Raw genomic sequence first — 15,861 nt, 5'->3', positions numbered from 1 at the left:
GCGCCCGGAGGCGGCCCTTCGGGGTGCCGCCCAGCGAGACCTTCGGCAAGCAGTGCATGTCCGCGTCCACCGGCGCGGGCGCCGAGTGTGCTGCCGTGCCGAGGTGCCTCGTGACGTAACGCACTCTCGGCGGGGTGGCCCCGACCGATTGAGGAACCTTGATCAGCATCACCGTGACGGCGCTCGTCTTCGGCGTCATCTTCCTCGCCGAACTGCCGGACAAGACCGCGCTCGCCGGTCTCGTCCTCGGCACCCGCTACCGGGCGAGCTACGTCTTCGCGGGCGTCGCCGCCGCCTTCCTGGTCCATGTGGTGCTCGCCGTCGCCGCCGGCAGCGTGCTCACCCTGCTGCCCCAGCGCATCGTGCACGCGGTCACCGGACTGCTCTTCCTCGGTGGCGCCGCGATGCTGCTGCTGAGCAAGGGCGAGGAGGAGGAAGAGGTCAAGAAGCCCGCGGACCAGACCTTCTGGAAGGTCGCGGGCACGGGCTTCATGCTCATCCTGGTCGCCGAGTTCGGCGACCTCACCCAGATCATGACCGCCAACCTCGCCGCCCGCTACGACGACCCGATCTCCGTCGGGCTCGGCGCGGTGCTCGGCCTGTGGGCCGTCGCCGGACTCGGCATCGTGGGCGGAAAGGCCCTGATGAAGAAGGTTCCGCTGCGGCTGATCACACAGATCGCGGCGCTGCTGATGCTGGCCCTCGGTGCCTGGAGCCTGTACGAGGCGGTCGCGGGCTGAGCCGAACGCCCGGTGAACGCCCGCCGGGGGGTGGTGGCGGGAAGGGCCCCGGTTTTGTACCGTGGAGGAACAAAGTGGCTCCCGCCCGTTTTCCCTGACCGGCGGGCGGGGCCGCCTTGTCCCTCCCCCGCGGCCCCCGCGCAGGGGGTCTTTCCTCCCTGGAGTCACCGCCGATGACGGCCACCGCAACGCCCACCGTCCTGACCGCCCGCGCCCTGCTGCTCGACATGGACGGCACCCTCGTCGACTCGGACGCCGTCGTGGAGCGCATCTGGCGGCGCTGGGCCGCACGGCACGGGCTGGACGGCGACGAGGTGCTGAGCGTCGTGCACGGCAGGCAGGGGCACGCCTCCATGGCCGTACTGCTGCCCGACCGGCCGCGGGAGGAGAACCTCGCGGACAACGCGCGCATGCTCGCCGAGGAGACCGCCGACATGGACGGCGTGGTCGAGGTCCCCGGAGCCTCCGTCTTCCTGGCCGCGTTGCGGGACCTGCCGCACGCGCTGGTGACCTCGGCGGACGTCGCCCTGTCCACCGCCCGGATGAACGCCGCCGGGCTGCCGCTGCCCGAGGTCCGGATCACCGCCGAGTCGGTCGGCGCGAGCAAGCCCGACCCCGAGGGCTTCCTCAAGGGCGCCGCCGAGCTGGGCGTCGCGGCGGCCGACTGCGTCGTCTTCGAGGACTCCGGCGCGGGCATCGCGGCGGGACGCGCGGCCGGCATGACCGTGGTCGGCGTCGGACCCCGCGCGGGCGCGCACGGTCCCGACGCGGTCGTCCCCGACCTCACCCGGGTCCGAGTGGAGGGCCTGCCGGACGGCACGATCCGGCTGCACCTGGGCTGAGCCGCCTCAGCGCCCCGACGTCTCCCCTTCCAGGGCGGCCCGGGTCGCCGGCCCGTACACGCCCGCGGGATCGCCCTGGACGCCCCGGGCCAGTTGGTAGGTGCGCACGCCGTTCTCCACGGAGCGGGTGAAGACGCCGTCGAAGGCGCCCTGGTAGAGGTTCAACTGCCACAGCCGGAACTGGAGATCCGCGACCTGGGGTCCGACGTCCCCGCGCCGCAGTGCCGGGGCACCGGCCGGGGTGGTGTGCGGGGCGGTCGTCGCCGAGGGGGTGGGGGAGGCCGCCCCGGACGGCGTACGGCGCGCGGTCGGCGTCGGCGACGGCGCGGAGGGCGACGGCGAGGGCGTGGTGCTCGGCGGGGCCGACGGCAGCGGCGAGCGCGCGGCCGACCGGGAGGGCGCGGGGGCGCCGTGGACCGGTGTGCCCGACGGGTCCGGCGGGGGGAGGTCCGGGACGCTCTCCCTGATGTCGGGGGCCGCGCCGTCCCGAGACGGCGCGTGGTACGAGAACAGCGCGAGACCCACCGCCGCGACGGCCACCGCCCCCGCCCCCGCGGCGGCGACCAGCGCCGTACGGCGCAGCCGGTGCCGCCCGCCCGCCGGCCCCGGCGGCTCGGGCCGCTCGGGCGCCGGGGGCTCCGCCCCGCCCACAGCCGCCGGGGACGCGAAGACGGCCGGGCCGTCCGCCGGGCGCGGCGGCAGCGTGGCCCCGACGGGCGGCACCGGCCGGGTCGCGTCCGGGTCGTCCGGCCCCACCTCCACGTACGGGCGTATCCGCAGCAGGTCGAAGTCCTCCGCCGCGGCCGCCTCCGCCTCCCGCGTCTCGCGCAGCGCCTCGGCCGCGCGCTCCGCGCAGTCGCAGGACGGGGCGCCCGCCGCGCTCCTCGGCCCGCCGCACTCCGGGCAGGGCGTGCCCCGCTCCCCCCTCGCGTCCCCGGTCACGTTCGTCCCCTCCCCTCGGAACCCCCGGCGGCCCCCCAGCCCCGTGAGCCCCGCCTTCCTCCGAAGCTTCAGAGGGTATGCCCATCTCCTCCGCATCCCCAGGAGTCGACAGGCCATAAATGGTGACACCGACCAGGATGGAAGAGGCGCACCCCAGCCTCAGGCCCGGCTCCGGGAGGTCTCCATGGCCCTGGACACGCACGGTGCGGTCAAGGACGTGAGCGGTGACGACCACGTGGCGCGGGGCGTGTTCGTCTCGATCGGCGCCCTGCTGCTCGGGCTGCTGCTCGCCGCTCTCGACCAGACCATCGTGTCGACCGCGCTGCCCACCATCGTCAGCGACCTCGGCGGCCTCGAACACCTGTCCTGGGTGGTGACCGCCTATCTGCTGGCCTCCACCGCCGCGACCCCGCTGTGGGGCAAGCTCGGGGACCAGTACGGGCGCAAGAAGCTGTTCCAGACCGCCATCGTGATCTTCCTGGTCGGCTCGGCACTGTGCGGCATGGCGCGGAACATGCCCCAGCTGATCGGCTTCCGGGCGCTCCAGGGCCTGGGCGGCGGCGGGCTGATGGTGTTGTCGATGGCGATCGTCGGCGACATCGTGCCGCCCCGCGACCGGGGCCGTTACCAGGGCCTGTTCGGCGCCGTGTTCGGGGCGACCAGCGTGCTCGGCCCGCTGCTGGGCGGCCTGTTCACCGAGCATCTGAGCTGGCGCTGGGTGTTCTACGTCAACCTGCCCGTCGGCGTCGTCGCGCTCGCCGTGATCGCCGGTGCCCTGCGCATACCGGCGCGCAGCTCCCGCCACGTCATCGACTACCTGGGCACCTTCCTGATCGCCGCGGTCGCCACCTGCCTCGTCCTCGTCGCCTCTCTCGGCGGCAGCACCTGGGCCTGGGGCTCGCCGCAGATCATCGGCCTCGCGGTGCTCGGCGTACTGCTCGCGCTCGCGTTCGCGGCCGTGGAGCGCCGGGCCGCGGAACCGGTGCTGCCGCTCGACCTGTTCCGCATCCGCACCTTCACCCTCGCCGCCGTCATCAGCTTCATCGTCGGCTTCGCCATGTTCGGCGCCATGACCTATCTGCCGACCTTCCTCCAGGTGGTGCACGGCGTCTCCCCGACCGTGTCCGGGGTGTACATGCTGCCGATGGTCGTCGGCCTGCTGCTGTCCTCCACGGTCTCCGGGCAGATCGTCAGCCGCACCGGCCGCTGGAAGGTGTTCCCGGTCGCCGGCACCGCCGTCACCACCCTCGGCCTGCTCCTGCTGCACCGCCTGGACGAGCACAGCCCGACCGCCGAGATGAGCGTCTACTTCTTCGTCTTCGGCCTCGGACTGGGCCTCGTGATGCAGGTCCTGGTGCTCATCGTGCAGAACGCCGTCTCCTACGAGGACCTGGGCGTCGCCACCTCCGGCGCCACCTTCTTCCGCTCCATCGGCGCCTCCTTCGGCGTCGCCATCTTCGGCACGGTCTTCGCGAGCCGCCTCGGCGACCAGCTCGCCGCCGCCTTCCGGGGCGTCCACCTGCCGCCCGGGGTGAACGCCGACGCGCTCAAGGCCGACCCGCGCGGCATCGCCGCCCTGCCGCCCGCCCTGCGCCCCGCCGCGCTGGGCGCCTACGCCTCGTCCATCACCGACGTCTTCCTCTACGCCGCCCCCGTCGCCCTCCTCGGCTTCGTGCTGGCCTGGTTCCTGAAGGAGGACCGGCTGCGCGGCTCGGTCACCGCGCCGGACGTCTCCGAGACCCTCGCGCCCAACCCCGTCGAGCGGTCCTCCTACGACGAGGTCTGCCGCGCCCTGTCCGCGCTGGGCACCCGCGAGGGCCGCCGCGAGGTCTACCGGGACATCACCGAGCGGGCCGGGTACGACCTGCTGCCCGCCGCCAGCTGGCTGCTGCTGCGCATCCGCAGGCACGGCTCCGTGGAGCCGGGCGTGCTCGCCGAGCGCAGTCCCGTCCCGCTGGAGGCCGTGCTCGACGCCGCCCGGCAGGTCGAGGAGCGGCGGCTCGCCGAACGCCGGGGCCTGGACCTGTATCTGACCGCGTCCGGGCGCGAGGCCGCCGAGCGGCTCGCCGTCGCCCGCGAGGAGTCGCTGGCCGAACTGCTCGGCGACTGGTGGCAGCCCGGCCGCAGCACCGATCTGACGAGACTGGTCAAGGAGCTGTCCGCCGAACTGTGCGGCGCGGACAGCGAACGCCCGCACACGGCCGAGCGGACCGGGCTCAGCTGACCAGCTCCTTGCGGAACCAGTGCTCGGCGTACCGGTCCCGGTTGTGCGGGCCGGTCTCGGTGTAGCCGAGGCGGGCGTACAGGGCGCGGGCCTCGACCAGATCGTCACGGGTGTCCAGGACCAGCCGCCGGGCGCCGAGCGCGCGGGCGGCCTCCTCGGCGGCCGCCACCAGCAGCGGGGCCCCGCCCCGGCCGCGCAGGTCGGCGCGCACGAACACCCGGGTCAGCTCCGCGGTCTCGGCGTCGAGCAGCCGTACGCCCGCGGACCCGGCCGCCGTGCCGCCGTACCAGCCCACCAGCAACCGCCCCGTGGGCGGCGCGAGTTCGGCGCCGGTGGCGGCCGCGATCTCCCGCTCCAGCTCGGCCGGATCGGTGCGGCGGCCCTCGTACCGCAGATACCAGCGGTCGCTGACCTCGGTGTAGTACGCGCGCCAGAGCGCTGCCGCGACCGGCGAACCGGGCTCCTGCGGGCTGATCGTCCACGTCGTCATGCGGGTCATTGTGGGGCGCCGGGCCCGGCCGGCCCGAGCGGTTTTCGGGCGGTGCCGCACGGCCGCCGTTTGCGGGCGGGGTTCCGGGTGACCCGGTAGGAGAGCCGGCCGGCGGGGCCGGTCCGACGGAGGAACCAATGTCCACAGGATTGATCATCTTGCTGGTCGTGATCGTGGCGCTGGTGGTCGTCGCCGCGCTCGTCACCGTGCTGCTCGGCCACCGCAGGGGCGGCGGAGCCGGTCTGAAGCGGCGCTTCGGGCCCGAGTACGAGCGGACCGTGGCCGCCCACGGCGGGGACACCAAGGCCGCCGAGCAGGAGCTGAACGAACGCGTCGAACGCCACGGCGACCTGCGCGAACGGCCGCTCGACCCGGACGAGCGGGAGCGGTACGAGGCCCGCTGGACCAGCGTCCAGGAGCACTTCGTGGAGTCGCCGCGGCAGGCGGTGGCCGAGGCCGACCGACTGCTCGGCGAGGTCGCCGCCGTGCGCGGCTACCCCGACGGCGGCCGCTACGACGAGCAGCTGGCCGCGCTGTCCGTGCACCACGCCGACCACGTCGACGGCTACCGCCGGGTCCACCGGATGGCCCGCGCGCAGACGGGCGGCGCCGGCACCGAGGAGATGCGCTCCGCCCTGGTCGGGGCCCACGCCCTCTTCGACGACCTGACCCGCGCCGGCAGCGGCGCAACGCCCGGCCGCCACCGGGCCTGACCCAGCAGAAGGGACGAGCACCATGCCGGACAGGATGCGAGGACCGGGCGACGAGCGGCAGCCCACCGGCCGCTACGCCCGCCCGCCGGACGACGAGTGGATGCCGGAGGCCGAGAACACCGAGCGGCCCGAGACGGGCGAGCGCCCGTTCAGAAGGCCCGCCCCGTCCGAACGGCTGCCCGGGGAGCCGGGCGGTGCGACGCCGCCGCCCCCGCCCGGACCGGCGGCCCGGGGACACGGCACGGAAGGGCTGCGCCCCGGCACCGAGGACCTGGGCACGGCCGAGCGGGACCGCTCCCTGCGGGCGGGCGGCGAGTCCGACCTCGGCACGTCCGCGCCGAACGCGGCCCCGATGCCCGACGACGGGCTCGGCGCGCCCGCGCCCGGGGGCCTCAGCGGCCGGGAGGCGCGCACCAGCGAGGGCACCGCGCCGGACGCCTGGCCGGCCGCGCCGGGGGCCGCCGAGTCGCCCTCGGGGACGGGCGCCCCGCTGCTGCCGCACGAGGAGCACGAACGCTGGGAGCAGCGGATACGGGAGGTCACGGCCGGGTTCGTGGACCGGCCCCGGGAGGCCGTGGAGGAGGCGGACCGGGCCGTGGAGGAGATCGCCGCCCGGTTCACCGAGGCCGTCACCCGGCGCCGCCGTACCCTGCGCATGTCCTGGGAGGACACCGACGAGCGCGGCTCCGCCGCCGAGACCGGCACGGAGCAGCTGCGGCTGGCCCTGCGCGACTACCGTGACCTGGCCGAACGGCTGCTGCGCGGCTGACGACGGGAGCGGGCCGGGCCGGTGTCCCGGCCCGGCCCGGAGCGTTCAGGGCGGGGGGACCGGTCGCGGCCGGCCGGCGGGTCGGTCCCGCGCCGGCTCACGCCTCCGGTTCCCGTACCTCCGTCCGCAGCCGCCGCCATTCGCGGACGACCTCCTCGACGTCGTACGGCTTCCTGCCCAGCGGGGGACCCGGTGGCGGCTTGAACATCATGTCGCGGATCTTGACGTTGACGTCCTCGACGATCTTCCGGGCGATCCGCTCCGAGGGCGCCGCGTACGCCGCCGTCAGCGCGTCCTCCGCCTCCTTGCGCAGGGCCAGCGCGGGCGGCAGCACCGCCAGCCCCTCGCGCGCCATCTTCCGCTTGACCCACCACAGTTCGTCGTAGGTGGAGTCGACCTCGGCGGGCAGCGGCTCACCCGCTCCGGGCAGCCTCTCGAACTCGCCGCGCGCCTGTGCGTCCCGGATCTGCTTGTCGACCCAGGACTCGAACGGCACGCCGGGCGGCTTGCGCTCGGTCATGGCCCCATTGTGCCGGACGGGGCCCGGCGGGGCGTTCTATCATGCGGCGGCGGCGCCCGGTGACCGCCGGGCGCGCGACGATGTTCAGGGGGAACGCAGGTGCTCGAACTCACCATGGCCACCGTCTCGGCGGCCGACGCGGGGGCCACCGCCGGGATGACGATGGCACAGGCGGCGAGCGAGCCGGGCGCCGTGCTGCGGGTCGGCCGGGACGCGGCCGTGTGCCGGCTGGTCGTCCCCGAGGACTGGCTGTTCGTCTCCCGCGTCCACCTGGAGTTCTCCTGCGGACCCGACGGCACCTGGCGGCTGACCTGGCTGCGCGGCTCGCAGCCCGACCCGGCCGCCGAGGTCCGGCTGACCGCCCAGGGGACCACCCGGCCCCTGGGCTACGGCGCGACCGTGCCGCTGCCGCGCGGCGCGTCCGGCGAGGTCGTCGTGCGGGACCGTGCCGCCGCGCGCAGCGTCGACGTCGGCTTCCACCACGAGGCGTGAGCCGGCCGGCTCAGCCCAGCACCCGGGCGAGCGCGAAGCCGTCGTAGCCCTTGGCGCCGACCGTCTGGATCGCGGTCCCGCTGAGCCTCGGGTGGGAGGCGATCAGCTCGATCGCGGTCCGGGTGCCGACCACGTCCGGCTCGGTGCTGTCCGCGTTCGCGACCCGGCCGCCGCGCACCACGTTGTCCAGCACGATCAGGCTGCCCGCGCGGGTGAGCCGCAGCGCCCACTCCACGTAGTGGCCGTTGTTGGCCTTGTCGGCGTCGATGAAGACCAGGTCGAAGGGGGCCGGGTTCTCGTCGGCGAGCTTGGGCAGCGACTCCAGGGCCGGGCCCACCCGTACCTCGGCGATCCGCTCCAGGCCCGCGCGGGCGATGTTGCGGGTGGCCACCTCGGCGTGCCTGGCGTTGTACTCCAGCGAGACCAGCCTGCCGTCCTCGGGCAGGGCGCGGGCCAGCCAGATCGTGCTGTAGCCGCCCAGCGTGCCGATCTCCAGCACCGTGCGCGCGCCCTGCACCTGGGCGAGCAGCTGGAGCAGCTTGCCCTGGGCGGCGGTGACCGCGATGGCGGGCAGTCCGGCGGACTCGCTCTCCCGCAGGGCGGCCCGCAGCGCCTCGTCGTCGGGCGAGAGGTTGCTGATGAAGTAGTCGTCGACGTCGTCCCAGAGCTGCTGACCGCTCATCGCCTGCCGCCTTTCCCGGATGCCTGCTGCCCCTCCGATCATCTCAGCTGAGGGGCGGGGAGGGGGAGACCGGCCGGGAACACGCGGGGGCGCGGTCAGCGGGCGTCGTCAGCGGGTGGCGCGTCCGGCAGATAGCTCGCCAGACCGCGCAGGATGATCTCCAGACCGGTGTCGAACCTCTCGTCGGAGGAGCCGGACACCATCAGCCCGGACAGGGCGCGCAGGTGCGGGAAGTCCTCCGCGGGCAGGGACGCGAAGTAGTCCCGCATCCGGTCGGCCATCTCCTGCCAGTCGGGGCGGGCCAGGGAGGCATCCTCGCCGTCCTCGCGGGCGGCCCGGTCCTGCCACATGCCCTCCTCCAGGACGAATCCGTCGATGTAGGTGGAGATGAGGTCGCCGGCCTCCGCCGCGATGTGGTCGGGCAGCCCGGCGGCGCGGAAGATCGCGAGCAACCCCTCGACGTGCGGCAGCAGTTCGGCGGTGAAGGGGACGTGGGCCATGGAGATCCGGGCCATGTCCCGGTGCGACAGCAGGCGCCGGCGCCCGGCGTGCGCGAAGTCCCGCAGCTGCTCCCGCCACCGCTCCGGGTCCGGCTCCGGCAGCTGGAAGCCGTCGAAGAGCCGGGTGTACATCAGCTCCAGCAGGTCGTCCTTGGAGCTGACGTGGGCGTACAGGGCGGAGACGGTCACGCCCAGTTCGGCCGCGACCCGGCGCATCGACAGCCCGTCGAGCCCCTGGTCGTCCAGGACGGTGAAGGCGGCCTCGACGACCCGCTCGCGGGACAGCGGGAGGCGCGCGGGGGCGGCCTGGGCGCGAGCGGGGCGCCTGCGGTCCCAGGGGGACGGAGGGGGTGCGGGGGTGCCCGGGGCCGCGTTGCTCATGGCCCCGAGTCTAGGACGCGGGGAGAACGGTGTTCTCCGGCGAGGGGCGGGCCTGCCCGCCAGGCGCAAACGCGATATAGCTTGTCCGTCGCGCACACTTGCGCTATATCTTGGTGAACAGCGTTCATCTGACGATCGGCGTTCTGTACAGTGAACGCCGTTCTCTTCCCGAGGAGTCCCCATGTCCGTCACAGGTGTCGCGTCCGACGAGACGCCCGCCCGAGCGCAGGCGCCCTACCGGTGGCGCTGGGCCGCGCTCTTCGTGATCCTCGCGGCGGAGGTGATGGATCTCCTCGACGCCGTCGTCACGAACATCGCCGGCCCCGCCATGCGGGCCGACCTGGGCGGCGGCGCCTCCACGCTCCAGTGGCTCGCCGCCGCGTACACCCTCTCGATGGCCGTCGGGCTGGTCACCGGAGGCCGGCTCGGCGACATACACGGCCGCCGCCGGATGTTCCTGATCGGCGCCGCCGGCTTCACCCTGGGGTCACTGCTGTGCGCGGTGTCCGTGTCGCCGGGGATGCTGATCACCGCGCGCGTCGTCCAGGGGCTGTTCGGCGCGGTGATGCTGCCCCAGGGCCTCGGCATGATCAAGGAGATGTTCCCGCCGAAGGAGTCGCAGCAGGCCTTTGGCATGTTCGGCCCGGTCATGGGGCTGTCCGCGGTGGGCGGGCCGATCCTCGCGGGCTGGCTCGTCGACGCCGACTACTTCGGCACCGGCTGGCGGATGATCTTCCTGATCAACCTGCCGCTGGGCGCCGCCGCCTTCCTCGGCGCCCTGCGCTACCTGCCCCGGGGCCGGTCCGGCAGCCGGCCGGACCTGGACATCCCCGGCATGCTCCTGGTCTCGCTGGCCGCGCTGCTCATCATCTTCCCGCTGGTCCAGGGCCGCGAGTACGGCTGGCCCGTGTGGACCTTCGTGATGATGGCCGCCTCGCTGGCCGTCTTCGCCGTCTTCGCCGCGCACGAGTCGCGCCGCAGCAGGGCCGGCCTCGACCCGCTGGTCGTCCCGAGCCTGTTCCGCAAGCGCGGCTTCAGCGGCGGCATGGCCCTCGGGCTGGTCTTCTTCTCGACCATGCAGGGCTTCATGCTGGTCTTCAACCTCTACACGCAGATCGGCCTCGGCTACTCGCCGCTCAAGGCCGGCCTGGTGATGGTGCCCTGGTCGGGCGGCATGATCGTCGGCTTCGGGCTCGCCCAGGGCGTCGCCCGGTTCGGACGCGCCGTGCTCCAGGCGGGCGCGCTGGTGATGGCGCTCGGCGTGTTCGGGGTGTGGCTGACCCTCGACCGCGCGGGCGGCGGCGTCGGCCCCTGGCAGCTGCTGCCCGCCCTGCTGGTCACCGGCATCGGGATGGGCCTGCTCATGGCGCCGTTCTTCGACATCGTGCTCGCGGGTGTCGAGCAGCACGAGACGGGCTCGGCGTCCGGCACGATGACCGCGATGCAGCAGCTCGGCGGCGCCTTCGGGGTGGCCCTGCTCGGCACCGTCTTCTTCGGTCTGCTGGGCGGCGGGATCGCCACCGCCGTCGACCACCACTCTGACGGCCTGCGGCACCGGCTCGCCGCGGTGCGGGTGGCACCCGCCGCCCGGGACCGGGTCGTGGCCGACCTGCGTGCCTGCGCCTCGGACCGCGCCGTGGCCAAGGACCCGGCCGCGACCCCGGCGTCCTGCGCGCGGCTGGAGAAGGACGCACGGTCCGCCGCGGCCACGCCCGAGGCCGGCGCCGAGGTCCCCGCCGCCCTGGCGGCCACCACGACCTCGGCCTTCCTCGGCGGATTCGGCACGGTCATGAAGACGGTGCTGTGGATCGTCGACGGCATGCTCGCGCTGACCTTCCTGCTCGCCTTCCTGCTGCCGCGCCACGCGCGTCCGCAGGAGGCCGCGGGCCACTGAGCCCGGCCGCGCCGGAACCGGAGGACGGAAACGGCCGGACAGCCCCCGAGGAGGCTGTCCGGCCGTTTCCGGTCCCCGGCAGGAAGCGCCGGCGGCTACCGCTTCTCGACCGCGGGGGCGGAGCCCGGCAGCGGGCGGCCCGCCGACTCCGACATCCGCCACACCGCGAAGCCGCCGACCACGGCCGCGGCCATCATGTAGTAGGCGGGCATCATCATGTTGCCCGTCGCCCCGATCAGTGCCGTCACCACCAGCGGCGTCGTCCCGCCGAACAGCGACACGGACACGTTGAAGCCGATGGACAGGGACCCGTAGCGCACCCGCGTCGGGAAGAGCGCGGGCAGCGCGGCCGGCATGGCGGCCGTGAAGCAGACCAGCAGCAGGCCCAGCGCGCCCATGCCGAGCGCGACGGCGAGCAGGCTGCCCTGGCGGATCAGGAGCAGGGCGGGGACGGACAGGAAGAGGAAGCCCGCGCACCCGGCGGCGATCACCGGCCGGCGGCCCACCCGGTCGGTCAGCGCCCCGGCGAACGGCTGCACGATCATCATCAGCGCCATCACGCCGAGCACCACCAGCAGCCCGTGCGTCTCGTCGTACTTCAGCTCACTGGTCAGATAGCTCGGCATGTACGACAGCAGCATGTAGTCGGTGACGTTGAAGACCAGCACCAGGCCCATGCAGAGCACCAGCGTCTTCCACTGGCCCGTCACCATCTGCCGCAGCGGCACCTTCGGCCGGGACTTCTCCGCCTTCTCGACCTCCGCCGCGAACGCCGGGGTCTCCTCCAGACGCATCCGCAGGTACAGGCCGATGATGCCCATCGGGCCCGCGATCAGGAACGGGATGCGCCAGCCCCAGGAGAGCAGGTCGCCGGACGACAGCAGCGCCGTCATCAGCGTGACCAGGCCCGCGCCGCCGATGTAGCCCGCCAGCGTGCCGAACTCCAGCCAGCTGCCGAAGAAGCCGCGCTTCTTGTCGGGGGCGTATTCGGCGATGAAGGTGGACGCGCCCGCGTACTCGCCGCCGGTGGAGAAGCCCTGCACCAGGCGGGCGGCCAGGAGCAGCAGCGGCGCGCCGACGCCGATCGAGGCGTACGAGGGGATCAGGCCGATCGCGAACGTACCGGCCGCCATCATGATCATGGTGAGCGCGAGGACCTTCTGCCGGCCCACACGGTCGCCGAGCGGGCCGAAGACCATGCCGCCGAGCGGGCGGACCAGGAACGCCGCCGCGAAGGCGCCGAACGTCGACAGCAGCTGCGCGGTCGGGTTGCCGGACGGGAAGAAGACCTTGCCCAGGGTGACGGCGATGTAGCTGTAGACACCGAAGTCGAACCATTCCATGGCGTTGCCCAGCGCGGCCGCCTTGACGGCACGCTTGACCAGCGCGGGATCGGTGACGGTGACATCGCGCAAGGCGGCGGTCTCGCGGCCCTTGACGTGCGGGGTGACGGCTGTGACGGTCGCCAAAACGGGGCTCGCCTACCTTTCGACGGGGACAGGGACCCGACCCGGACGGCGGCGGTGACGTGCGACGGGCCGAAAATCGACCATAGGCACTGATTCGGCTGTCACGTCCCGTACGCACCCGTGCGCACAGGGCAGCCAAACGGTGCCTGTACAGGCACGTCTGCCCGCTCGCGCGCCGGCGTACCGGCCGTCGGCTGTGATGCTTATCGCGCCCCGACTGCGGAACCGGAGGTCCCGGGGACTATCGTCATCCGGACAAAAGGGCGGGGAACGCCAGGTGGCCCGGGGGTTGCCTGCGTCCCTGTTCAGGGGGTCTGCGAGCCTCGTAGAGTTTCGCGGAGCGATCCGGCGTGCACGGCGCCGGGGACGAACGGGGCGGGAGGCCGACGAGGCGTGGCGAACGTGGAGCACAGCGGGGGACCGGGGGACGGTCTCGGCACGGCTGACGCGGAGGGACGGCTGCGCGCGGCGCGGTTCGCGCTGTGGGCGGTGGCCGCGGTCCTCGCGGTCCGGCAGGTGGCCACCGTCCTGACCAGCCCGAGCGGCAAACGCCTCACCGACCTGGAGACCTGGGTGGGCCCGAACGGCGTCCTGCACGTCAAGGGCTCCCTCTACGACTCCACGCAGTTCACCGGCACCCCCTTCGCCGGGCTCGTGCTCAAGCCGCTCACCCGTGCCGCCGAGGCCGCGCTCGGCTGGGGCTGGACCTTCGGCAGTCTGCTGCTGGTCGTCGCGCTCGGCCTGATCGCCGCCCGCGCGCTGCCCCGGCCGGTCGGCCGCCGCACCTCCCTGCTGGCCGCGCCGGTCGCGATCAGCCTGCTCATGGTCTCGCTGCCGGTCCGCAACGCCCTGTGGCTCGGCCAGACCAGCATCCTGCCGGTGCTGCTGGTGCTGGCCGGCTGCTTCGCCGTGCGCGGGCAGCGGGCCGGCGGGGTGTGCATCGGCCTGGCGGCGGCCCTCCAGCCCACCGTGCTGCTCTTCGTCCCCCTGCTCTGGTTCACCGACCGCCGCCGGGCCGCGCTGACCGGCACCGGCACCTTCGCCGCGCTGACCGCGCTCGCCTGGGCGGCGCTGCCGCACGACTCGGTCACCTACTGGCTGCGCCACCCGGCCGGGGTGGGCCTCGGCGGCAAGGCCGACGCCCTCGGCAACCAGTCCCTGCACGGCGCCCTGCTCCGCCTCGGCCTCACCGGCCCCCTGGAGATCACGCTCTTCCTGCTGCTCGGCGCGGCCGTCGCGGTCCTCGCCCTGCGCCGCGCGGTGCGCTACGCGCACGACGGGCAGCTGCTGCTCGCCGTGGCCGTCACCGGCTGCGCCGCCGTGGCCGTGTCGCCCACCACCTGGCAGCACCAGCTGCTGTGGCTGCTGCTCGCGGTGGTCGGACGGGTCGGGCGCCGGGCCTCCGACCGCACCGTCTGGCCGGTGGCGGTGGTGCTGGTGACCACCCTGCCGGCGAAGATGATGCTGCCGAACACCCCGGCGCTGTACGCCCTGCGCGACGACCTGGTGCTGGTCGCGGCGCTGGCCGCCGCCGTCGCCGTACCGTTCCTGTCCCGCACCTCGCCGTACTACCAGACCCCGGTCCCCACCGAGTACGCCCCCGCGGTCCCCGCCCGCTGGAAGCACGTGCCGCTGGTGCCGTTCCTGCGCCGGGTCCTGACCCGCCCCAACCTGCTCCTGGAACTGCTGCTGATACGGGTCGTGTACGCCGCCTACGCGAAGGTCCGGCTGGCCGCGGGCGCCGGCGGGGACGACCGGGGCCGGGACGCCGCCGAGCACCACGGGCGGATCGTCGTCGACATCGAGCGGTTCCTGCACATAGACATCGAGCACTGGCTCAACCACACGGTCGCGGGGATCGGCTGGCTGCGGGGCTTCTTCGACTTCTACTACGAGTCGTTCCACTTCGTGCTGCCGCTCGCCGTGCTCGCGGTCCTGTACTGGCGCCGCCCGGTGGACTACCGCTGGGCCCGCACCTCCCTCGGCTTCGCCACCTTCCTCGCCCTGATCGGCTTCTGGCTCTTCCCGCTGGCCCCGCCGCGGCTGATGCCGGGGCTCGGCTTCATCGACACCGTGCACGGCACCCAGGACCTCGCCCACCCCGACTACGGGGCGATGACCGCGCTCACCAACCAGTACGCGGCGATGCCGTCCCTGCACTTCGGCTGGTCCCTGTGGTGCGGCATGGTGATCGTGATCCTGGCGCCCAAGTGGTGGATGAAGGCCCTCGGCCTCCTGCACCCCTTCTTCACCGTCTCGGCCATCCTCGCCACCGCCAACCACTGGGTGCTGGACGCGGTGGGCGGCGCGGTGGTGGTCACCGCCGGCTTCGGGCTGTCGTACCTGGTACAGGGGCCGCGGGTGCGCACCGTACTCCAGGCCGCCCGCGCCGGGGAGCCGAAGACGGGAGCGGTGGCCGTCGCCGAGGGCTGACGGCCGAGCGGCGCTACTCGCGGCCGGAGGCGGTCATCGCCGGCACCGCCGACCCCACGGCCGCGAGCAGCAGCGGCAGGCCCAGGCCGTGGTGCAGCACCAGCCAGGCGCCCAGGACGGCACCGGCGAGCATGGCGAGGACCGAGGCGGTGCGGCGCGGGGAGCGGTGCCCGGTGCCGTTGCCGAGGCGGGAGTCGGCGGCCAGCCCGGTCAGGGTCCCGGTCAGTACCGTGGTGGTCAGATCGGCGATGCCGAGCCTGCGGACGGTGGCGTTGCGCAGGCCCATCGCGAGGGCGGTGAGGGCGATGAGCGCGTAGGCGGCGCCCGCGTCGCCCGGCCAGGCGAAGGCCACCGCCGTGGACAGTCCCACCAGGGCCGCCTCGGCCGCCAGGCTCAGCCGCGCCCAGCGGCGCCGGGAGCCGCTTTCGAACCGGGCCGCCACCCGGCCGCCCACCACCGCGCCGAGCAGGAAACAGCCCAGCGAGGTCGCGGTGTGCGGCACCGAGAACCCGGGCGCCCCCGCCGCCGCGAACCCCAGCACCACCAGGTTGCCGGTCATGTTCGCCGTGAAGACCCGGCCGAGCCCCAGATAACTGACGGCGTCGATCAGACCGCTCACCACGGTCAGCGCGAGCAGGACGACGACCAGCCGCACCCCGCGGGCCTCCGGGTCCGGCCCGGTGCCCGCCGGCCCCGCTGTCTTCGGCGTCGTCATCGTTCCTCCGGTTCGCCGGACGGACAGGGTGAGGACAACTCCACCACGGGAGCGG

At 74.0% G+C, this 15,861-nt stretch carries 15 protein-coding genes; 8 read left to right on the top strand and 7 right to left on the bottom strand.

All coding sequences use genetic code 11. The features are described from left to right. Nucleotides 1-158 precede the first annotated feature (158 nt). Together BLW85_RS13625 and BLW85_RS13620 are read left to right on the top strand one after the other, a co-directional pair. Nucleotides 159-740, top strand: coding sequence for a TMEM165/GDT1 family protein (locus BLW85_RS13625; RefSeq protein ID WP_070027601.1), 582 nt, complete (start codon nt 159-161; stop codon nt 738-740). A gap of 173 nt (nt 741-913) precedes the next feature. Further along, nucleotides 914-1,582 (top strand): HAD-IA family hydrolase, encoded by a 669-nt coding sequence (locus BLW85_RS13620; protein WP_070027600.1) that lies wholly within the window; start codon nt 914-916, stop codon nt 1,580-1,582. A gap of 6 nt (nt 1,583-1,588) precedes the next feature. Here the strand turns inward: BLW85_RS13620 and BLW85_RS13615 are convergent, their stop codons facing one another. Next, nucleotides 1,589-2,524 carry a peptidoglycan-binding domain-containing protein gene (locus BLW85_RS13615; protein WP_074992181.1) on the bottom strand — a complete coding sequence of 312 codons (936 nt, stop codon included), beginning with the start codon at nt 2,522-2,524 and terminating at the stop codon, nt 1,589-1,591. Between BLW85_RS13615 and BLW85_RS13610 the strand changes: the two genes are divergently transcribed. After that, the gene (locus tag BLW85_RS13610) at nt 2,493-4,748 is read left to right on the top strand and encodes an MDR family MFS transporter (RefSeq protein WP_275657246.1); all 2,256 of its coding nucleotides are present in this window, start codon (nt 2,493-2,495) and stop codon (nt 4,746-4,748) included. The two genes, BLW85_RS13615 and BLW85_RS13610, sit on opposite strands and share 32 nt — an antisense overlap. Here BLW85_RS13610 and BLW85_RS13605 read toward each other — a convergent pair. Further along, nucleotides 4,741-5,238, bottom strand: coding sequence for a GNAT family N-acetyltransferase (locus BLW85_RS13605; protein WP_403420256.1), 498 nt, complete (start codon nt 5,236-5,238; stop codon nt 4,741-4,743). The genes BLW85_RS13610 and BLW85_RS13605 overlap by 8 nt on opposite strands. Before the next feature lie 137 nt (nt 5,239-5,375). Here BLW85_RS13605 and BLW85_RS13600 point away from each other — a divergent pair, with 137 nt between their 5' ends. Both BLW85_RS13600 and BLW85_RS40135 read left to right on the top strand, forming a co-directional pair. Continuing rightward, the gene (locus BLW85_RS13600; protein ID WP_239697757.1) at nt 5,376-5,951 is read left to right on the top strand and encodes a hypothetical protein; all 576 of its coding nucleotides are present in this window, start codon (nt 5,376-5,378) and stop codon (nt 5,949-5,951) included. 22 nt (nt 5,952-5,973) lie between these two features. After that, nucleotides 5,974-6,720, top strand: coding sequence for a hypothetical protein (locus BLW85_RS40135; RefSeq protein ID WP_244174857.1), 747 nt, complete (start codon nt 5,974-5,976; stop codon nt 6,718-6,720). Nucleotides 6,721-6,817: 97 nt separating this feature from the next. Here the strand turns inward: BLW85_RS40135 and BLW85_RS13590 are convergent, their stop codons facing one another. Next, on the bottom strand, nt 6,818-7,240 hold the full coding sequence (locus tag BLW85_RS13590) for a DnaJ family domain-containing protein (protein ID WP_070027596.1): 423 nt from the start codon (nt 7,238-7,240) through the stop codon (nt 6,818-6,820). Between the two features lie 99 nt (nt 7,241-7,339). Here BLW85_RS13590 and BLW85_RS13585 point away from each other — a divergent pair, with 99 nt between their 5' ends. Then, the gene (locus BLW85_RS13585; RefSeq protein ID WP_070027595.1) at nt 7,340-7,732 is read left to right on the top strand and encodes an FHA domain-containing protein; all 393 of its coding nucleotides are present in this window, start codon (nt 7,340-7,342) and stop codon (nt 7,730-7,732) included. Between the two features lie 10 nt (nt 7,733-7,742). On the opposite strand, the gene BLW85_RS13580 is transcribed toward BLW85_RS13585, so the two are convergent. Together BLW85_RS13580 and BLW85_RS13575 are read right to left on the bottom strand one after the other, a co-directional pair. Then, a complete protein-coding gene (locus BLW85_RS13580; RefSeq protein WP_070027594.1) occupies nt 7,743-8,414 on the bottom strand; it encodes an O-methyltransferase in 672 nt (223 codons plus the stop codon). Between the two features lie 95 nt (nt 8,415-8,509). After that, nucleotides 8,510-9,295: a TetR/AcrR family transcriptional regulator gene (locus BLW85_RS13575; protein ID WP_074992179.1), complete on the bottom strand. Its 786-nt coding sequence runs from the start codon at nt 9,293-9,295 to the stop codon at nt 8,510-8,512. 181 nt (nt 9,296-9,476) lie between these two features. Here BLW85_RS13575 and BLW85_RS13570 point away from each other — a divergent pair, with 181 nt between their 5' ends. Beyond that, nucleotides 9,477-11,189, top strand: coding sequence for an MFS transporter (locus tag BLW85_RS13570; protein ID WP_074992178.1), 1,713 nt, complete (start codon nt 9,477-9,479; stop codon nt 11,187-11,189). A 95-nt stretch (nt 11,190-11,284) separates the two neighbouring features. Here BLW85_RS13570 and proP read toward each other — a convergent pair whose 3' ends face one another. Then, nucleotides 11,285-12,658 carry a glycine betaine/L-proline transporter ProP gene (proP, locus tag BLW85_RS13565; protein ID WP_070027591.1) on the bottom strand — a complete coding sequence of 458 codons (1,374 nt, stop codon included), beginning with the start codon at nt 12,656-12,658 and terminating at the stop codon, nt 11,285-11,287. 393 nt (nt 12,659-13,051) lie between these two features. Between proP and BLW85_RS13560 the strand changes: the two genes are divergently transcribed. Further along, nucleotides 13,052-15,091: a bifunctional glycosyltransferase 87/phosphatase PAP2 family protein gene (locus BLW85_RS13560; RefSeq protein ID WP_074992177.1), complete on the top strand. Its 2,040-nt coding sequence runs from the start codon at nt 13,052-13,054 to the stop codon at nt 15,089-15,091. Between the two features lie 13 nt (nt 15,092-15,104). Here BLW85_RS13560 and BLW85_RS13555 read toward each other — a convergent pair whose 3' ends face one another. Then, nucleotides 15,105-15,806 (bottom strand): YoaK family protein, encoded by a 702-nt coding sequence (locus tag BLW85_RS13555; RefSeq protein WP_074992176.1) that lies wholly within the window; start codon nt 15,804-15,806, stop codon nt 15,105-15,107. Nucleotides 15,807-15,861: the final 55 nt, after the last annotated feature.

Origin of the sequence: Streptomyces misionensis (assembly GCF_900104815.1) — a bacterium.
Classification (GTDB): Bacteria; Actinomycetota; Actinomycetes; order Streptomycetales; family Streptomycetaceae; genus Streptomyces; species Streptomyces misionensis.
The sequence above is the reverse complement of the archived record's forward strand: the minus strand, read 5'-3'. Positions and strand labels throughout refer to the sequence as shown.

Excerpts from the sequence above, each read along its gene's own strand:
- BLW85_RS13555 (WP_074992176.1), bottom strand. The coding sequence starts at position 15,806 with ATGACGACGCCGAAGACAGCGGGGCCGGCGGGCACCGGGCCGGACCCG.
- BLW85_RS13590 (WP_070027596.1), bottom strand. The coding sequence starts at position 7,240 with ATGACCGAGCGCAAGCCGCCCGGCGTGCCGTTCGAGTCCTGGGTCGAC.
- BLW85_RS13600 (WP_239697757.1), top strand. The coding sequence starts at position 5,376 with ATGTCCACAGGATTGATCATCTTGCTGGTCGTGATCGTGGCGCTGGTG.
- BLW85_RS13580 (WP_070027594.1), bottom strand. The coding sequence starts at position 8,414 with ATGAGCGGTCAGCAGCTCTGGGACGACGTCGACGACTACTTCATCAGC.
- BLW85_RS13570 (WP_074992178.1), top strand. The coding sequence starts at position 9,477 with ATGTCCGTCACAGGTGTCGCGTCCGACGAGACGCCCGCCCGAGCGCAG.
- BLW85_RS13575 (WP_074992179.1), bottom strand. The coding sequence starts at position 9,295 with ATGAGCAACGCGGCCCCGGGCACCCCCGCACCCCCTCCGTCCCCCTGG.
- BLW85_RS13620 (WP_070027600.1), top strand. The coding sequence starts at position 914 with ATGACGGCCACCGCAACGCCCACCGTCCTGACCGCCCGCGCCCTGCTG.
- BLW85_RS13605 (WP_403420256.1), bottom strand. The coding sequence starts at position 5,238 with ATGACGACGTGGACGATCAGCCCGCAGGAGCCCGGTTCGCCGGTCGCG.
- BLW85_RS40135 (WP_244174857.1), top strand. The coding sequence starts at position 5,974 with ATGCCGGACAGGATGCGAGGACCGGGCGACGAGCGGCAGCCCACCGGC.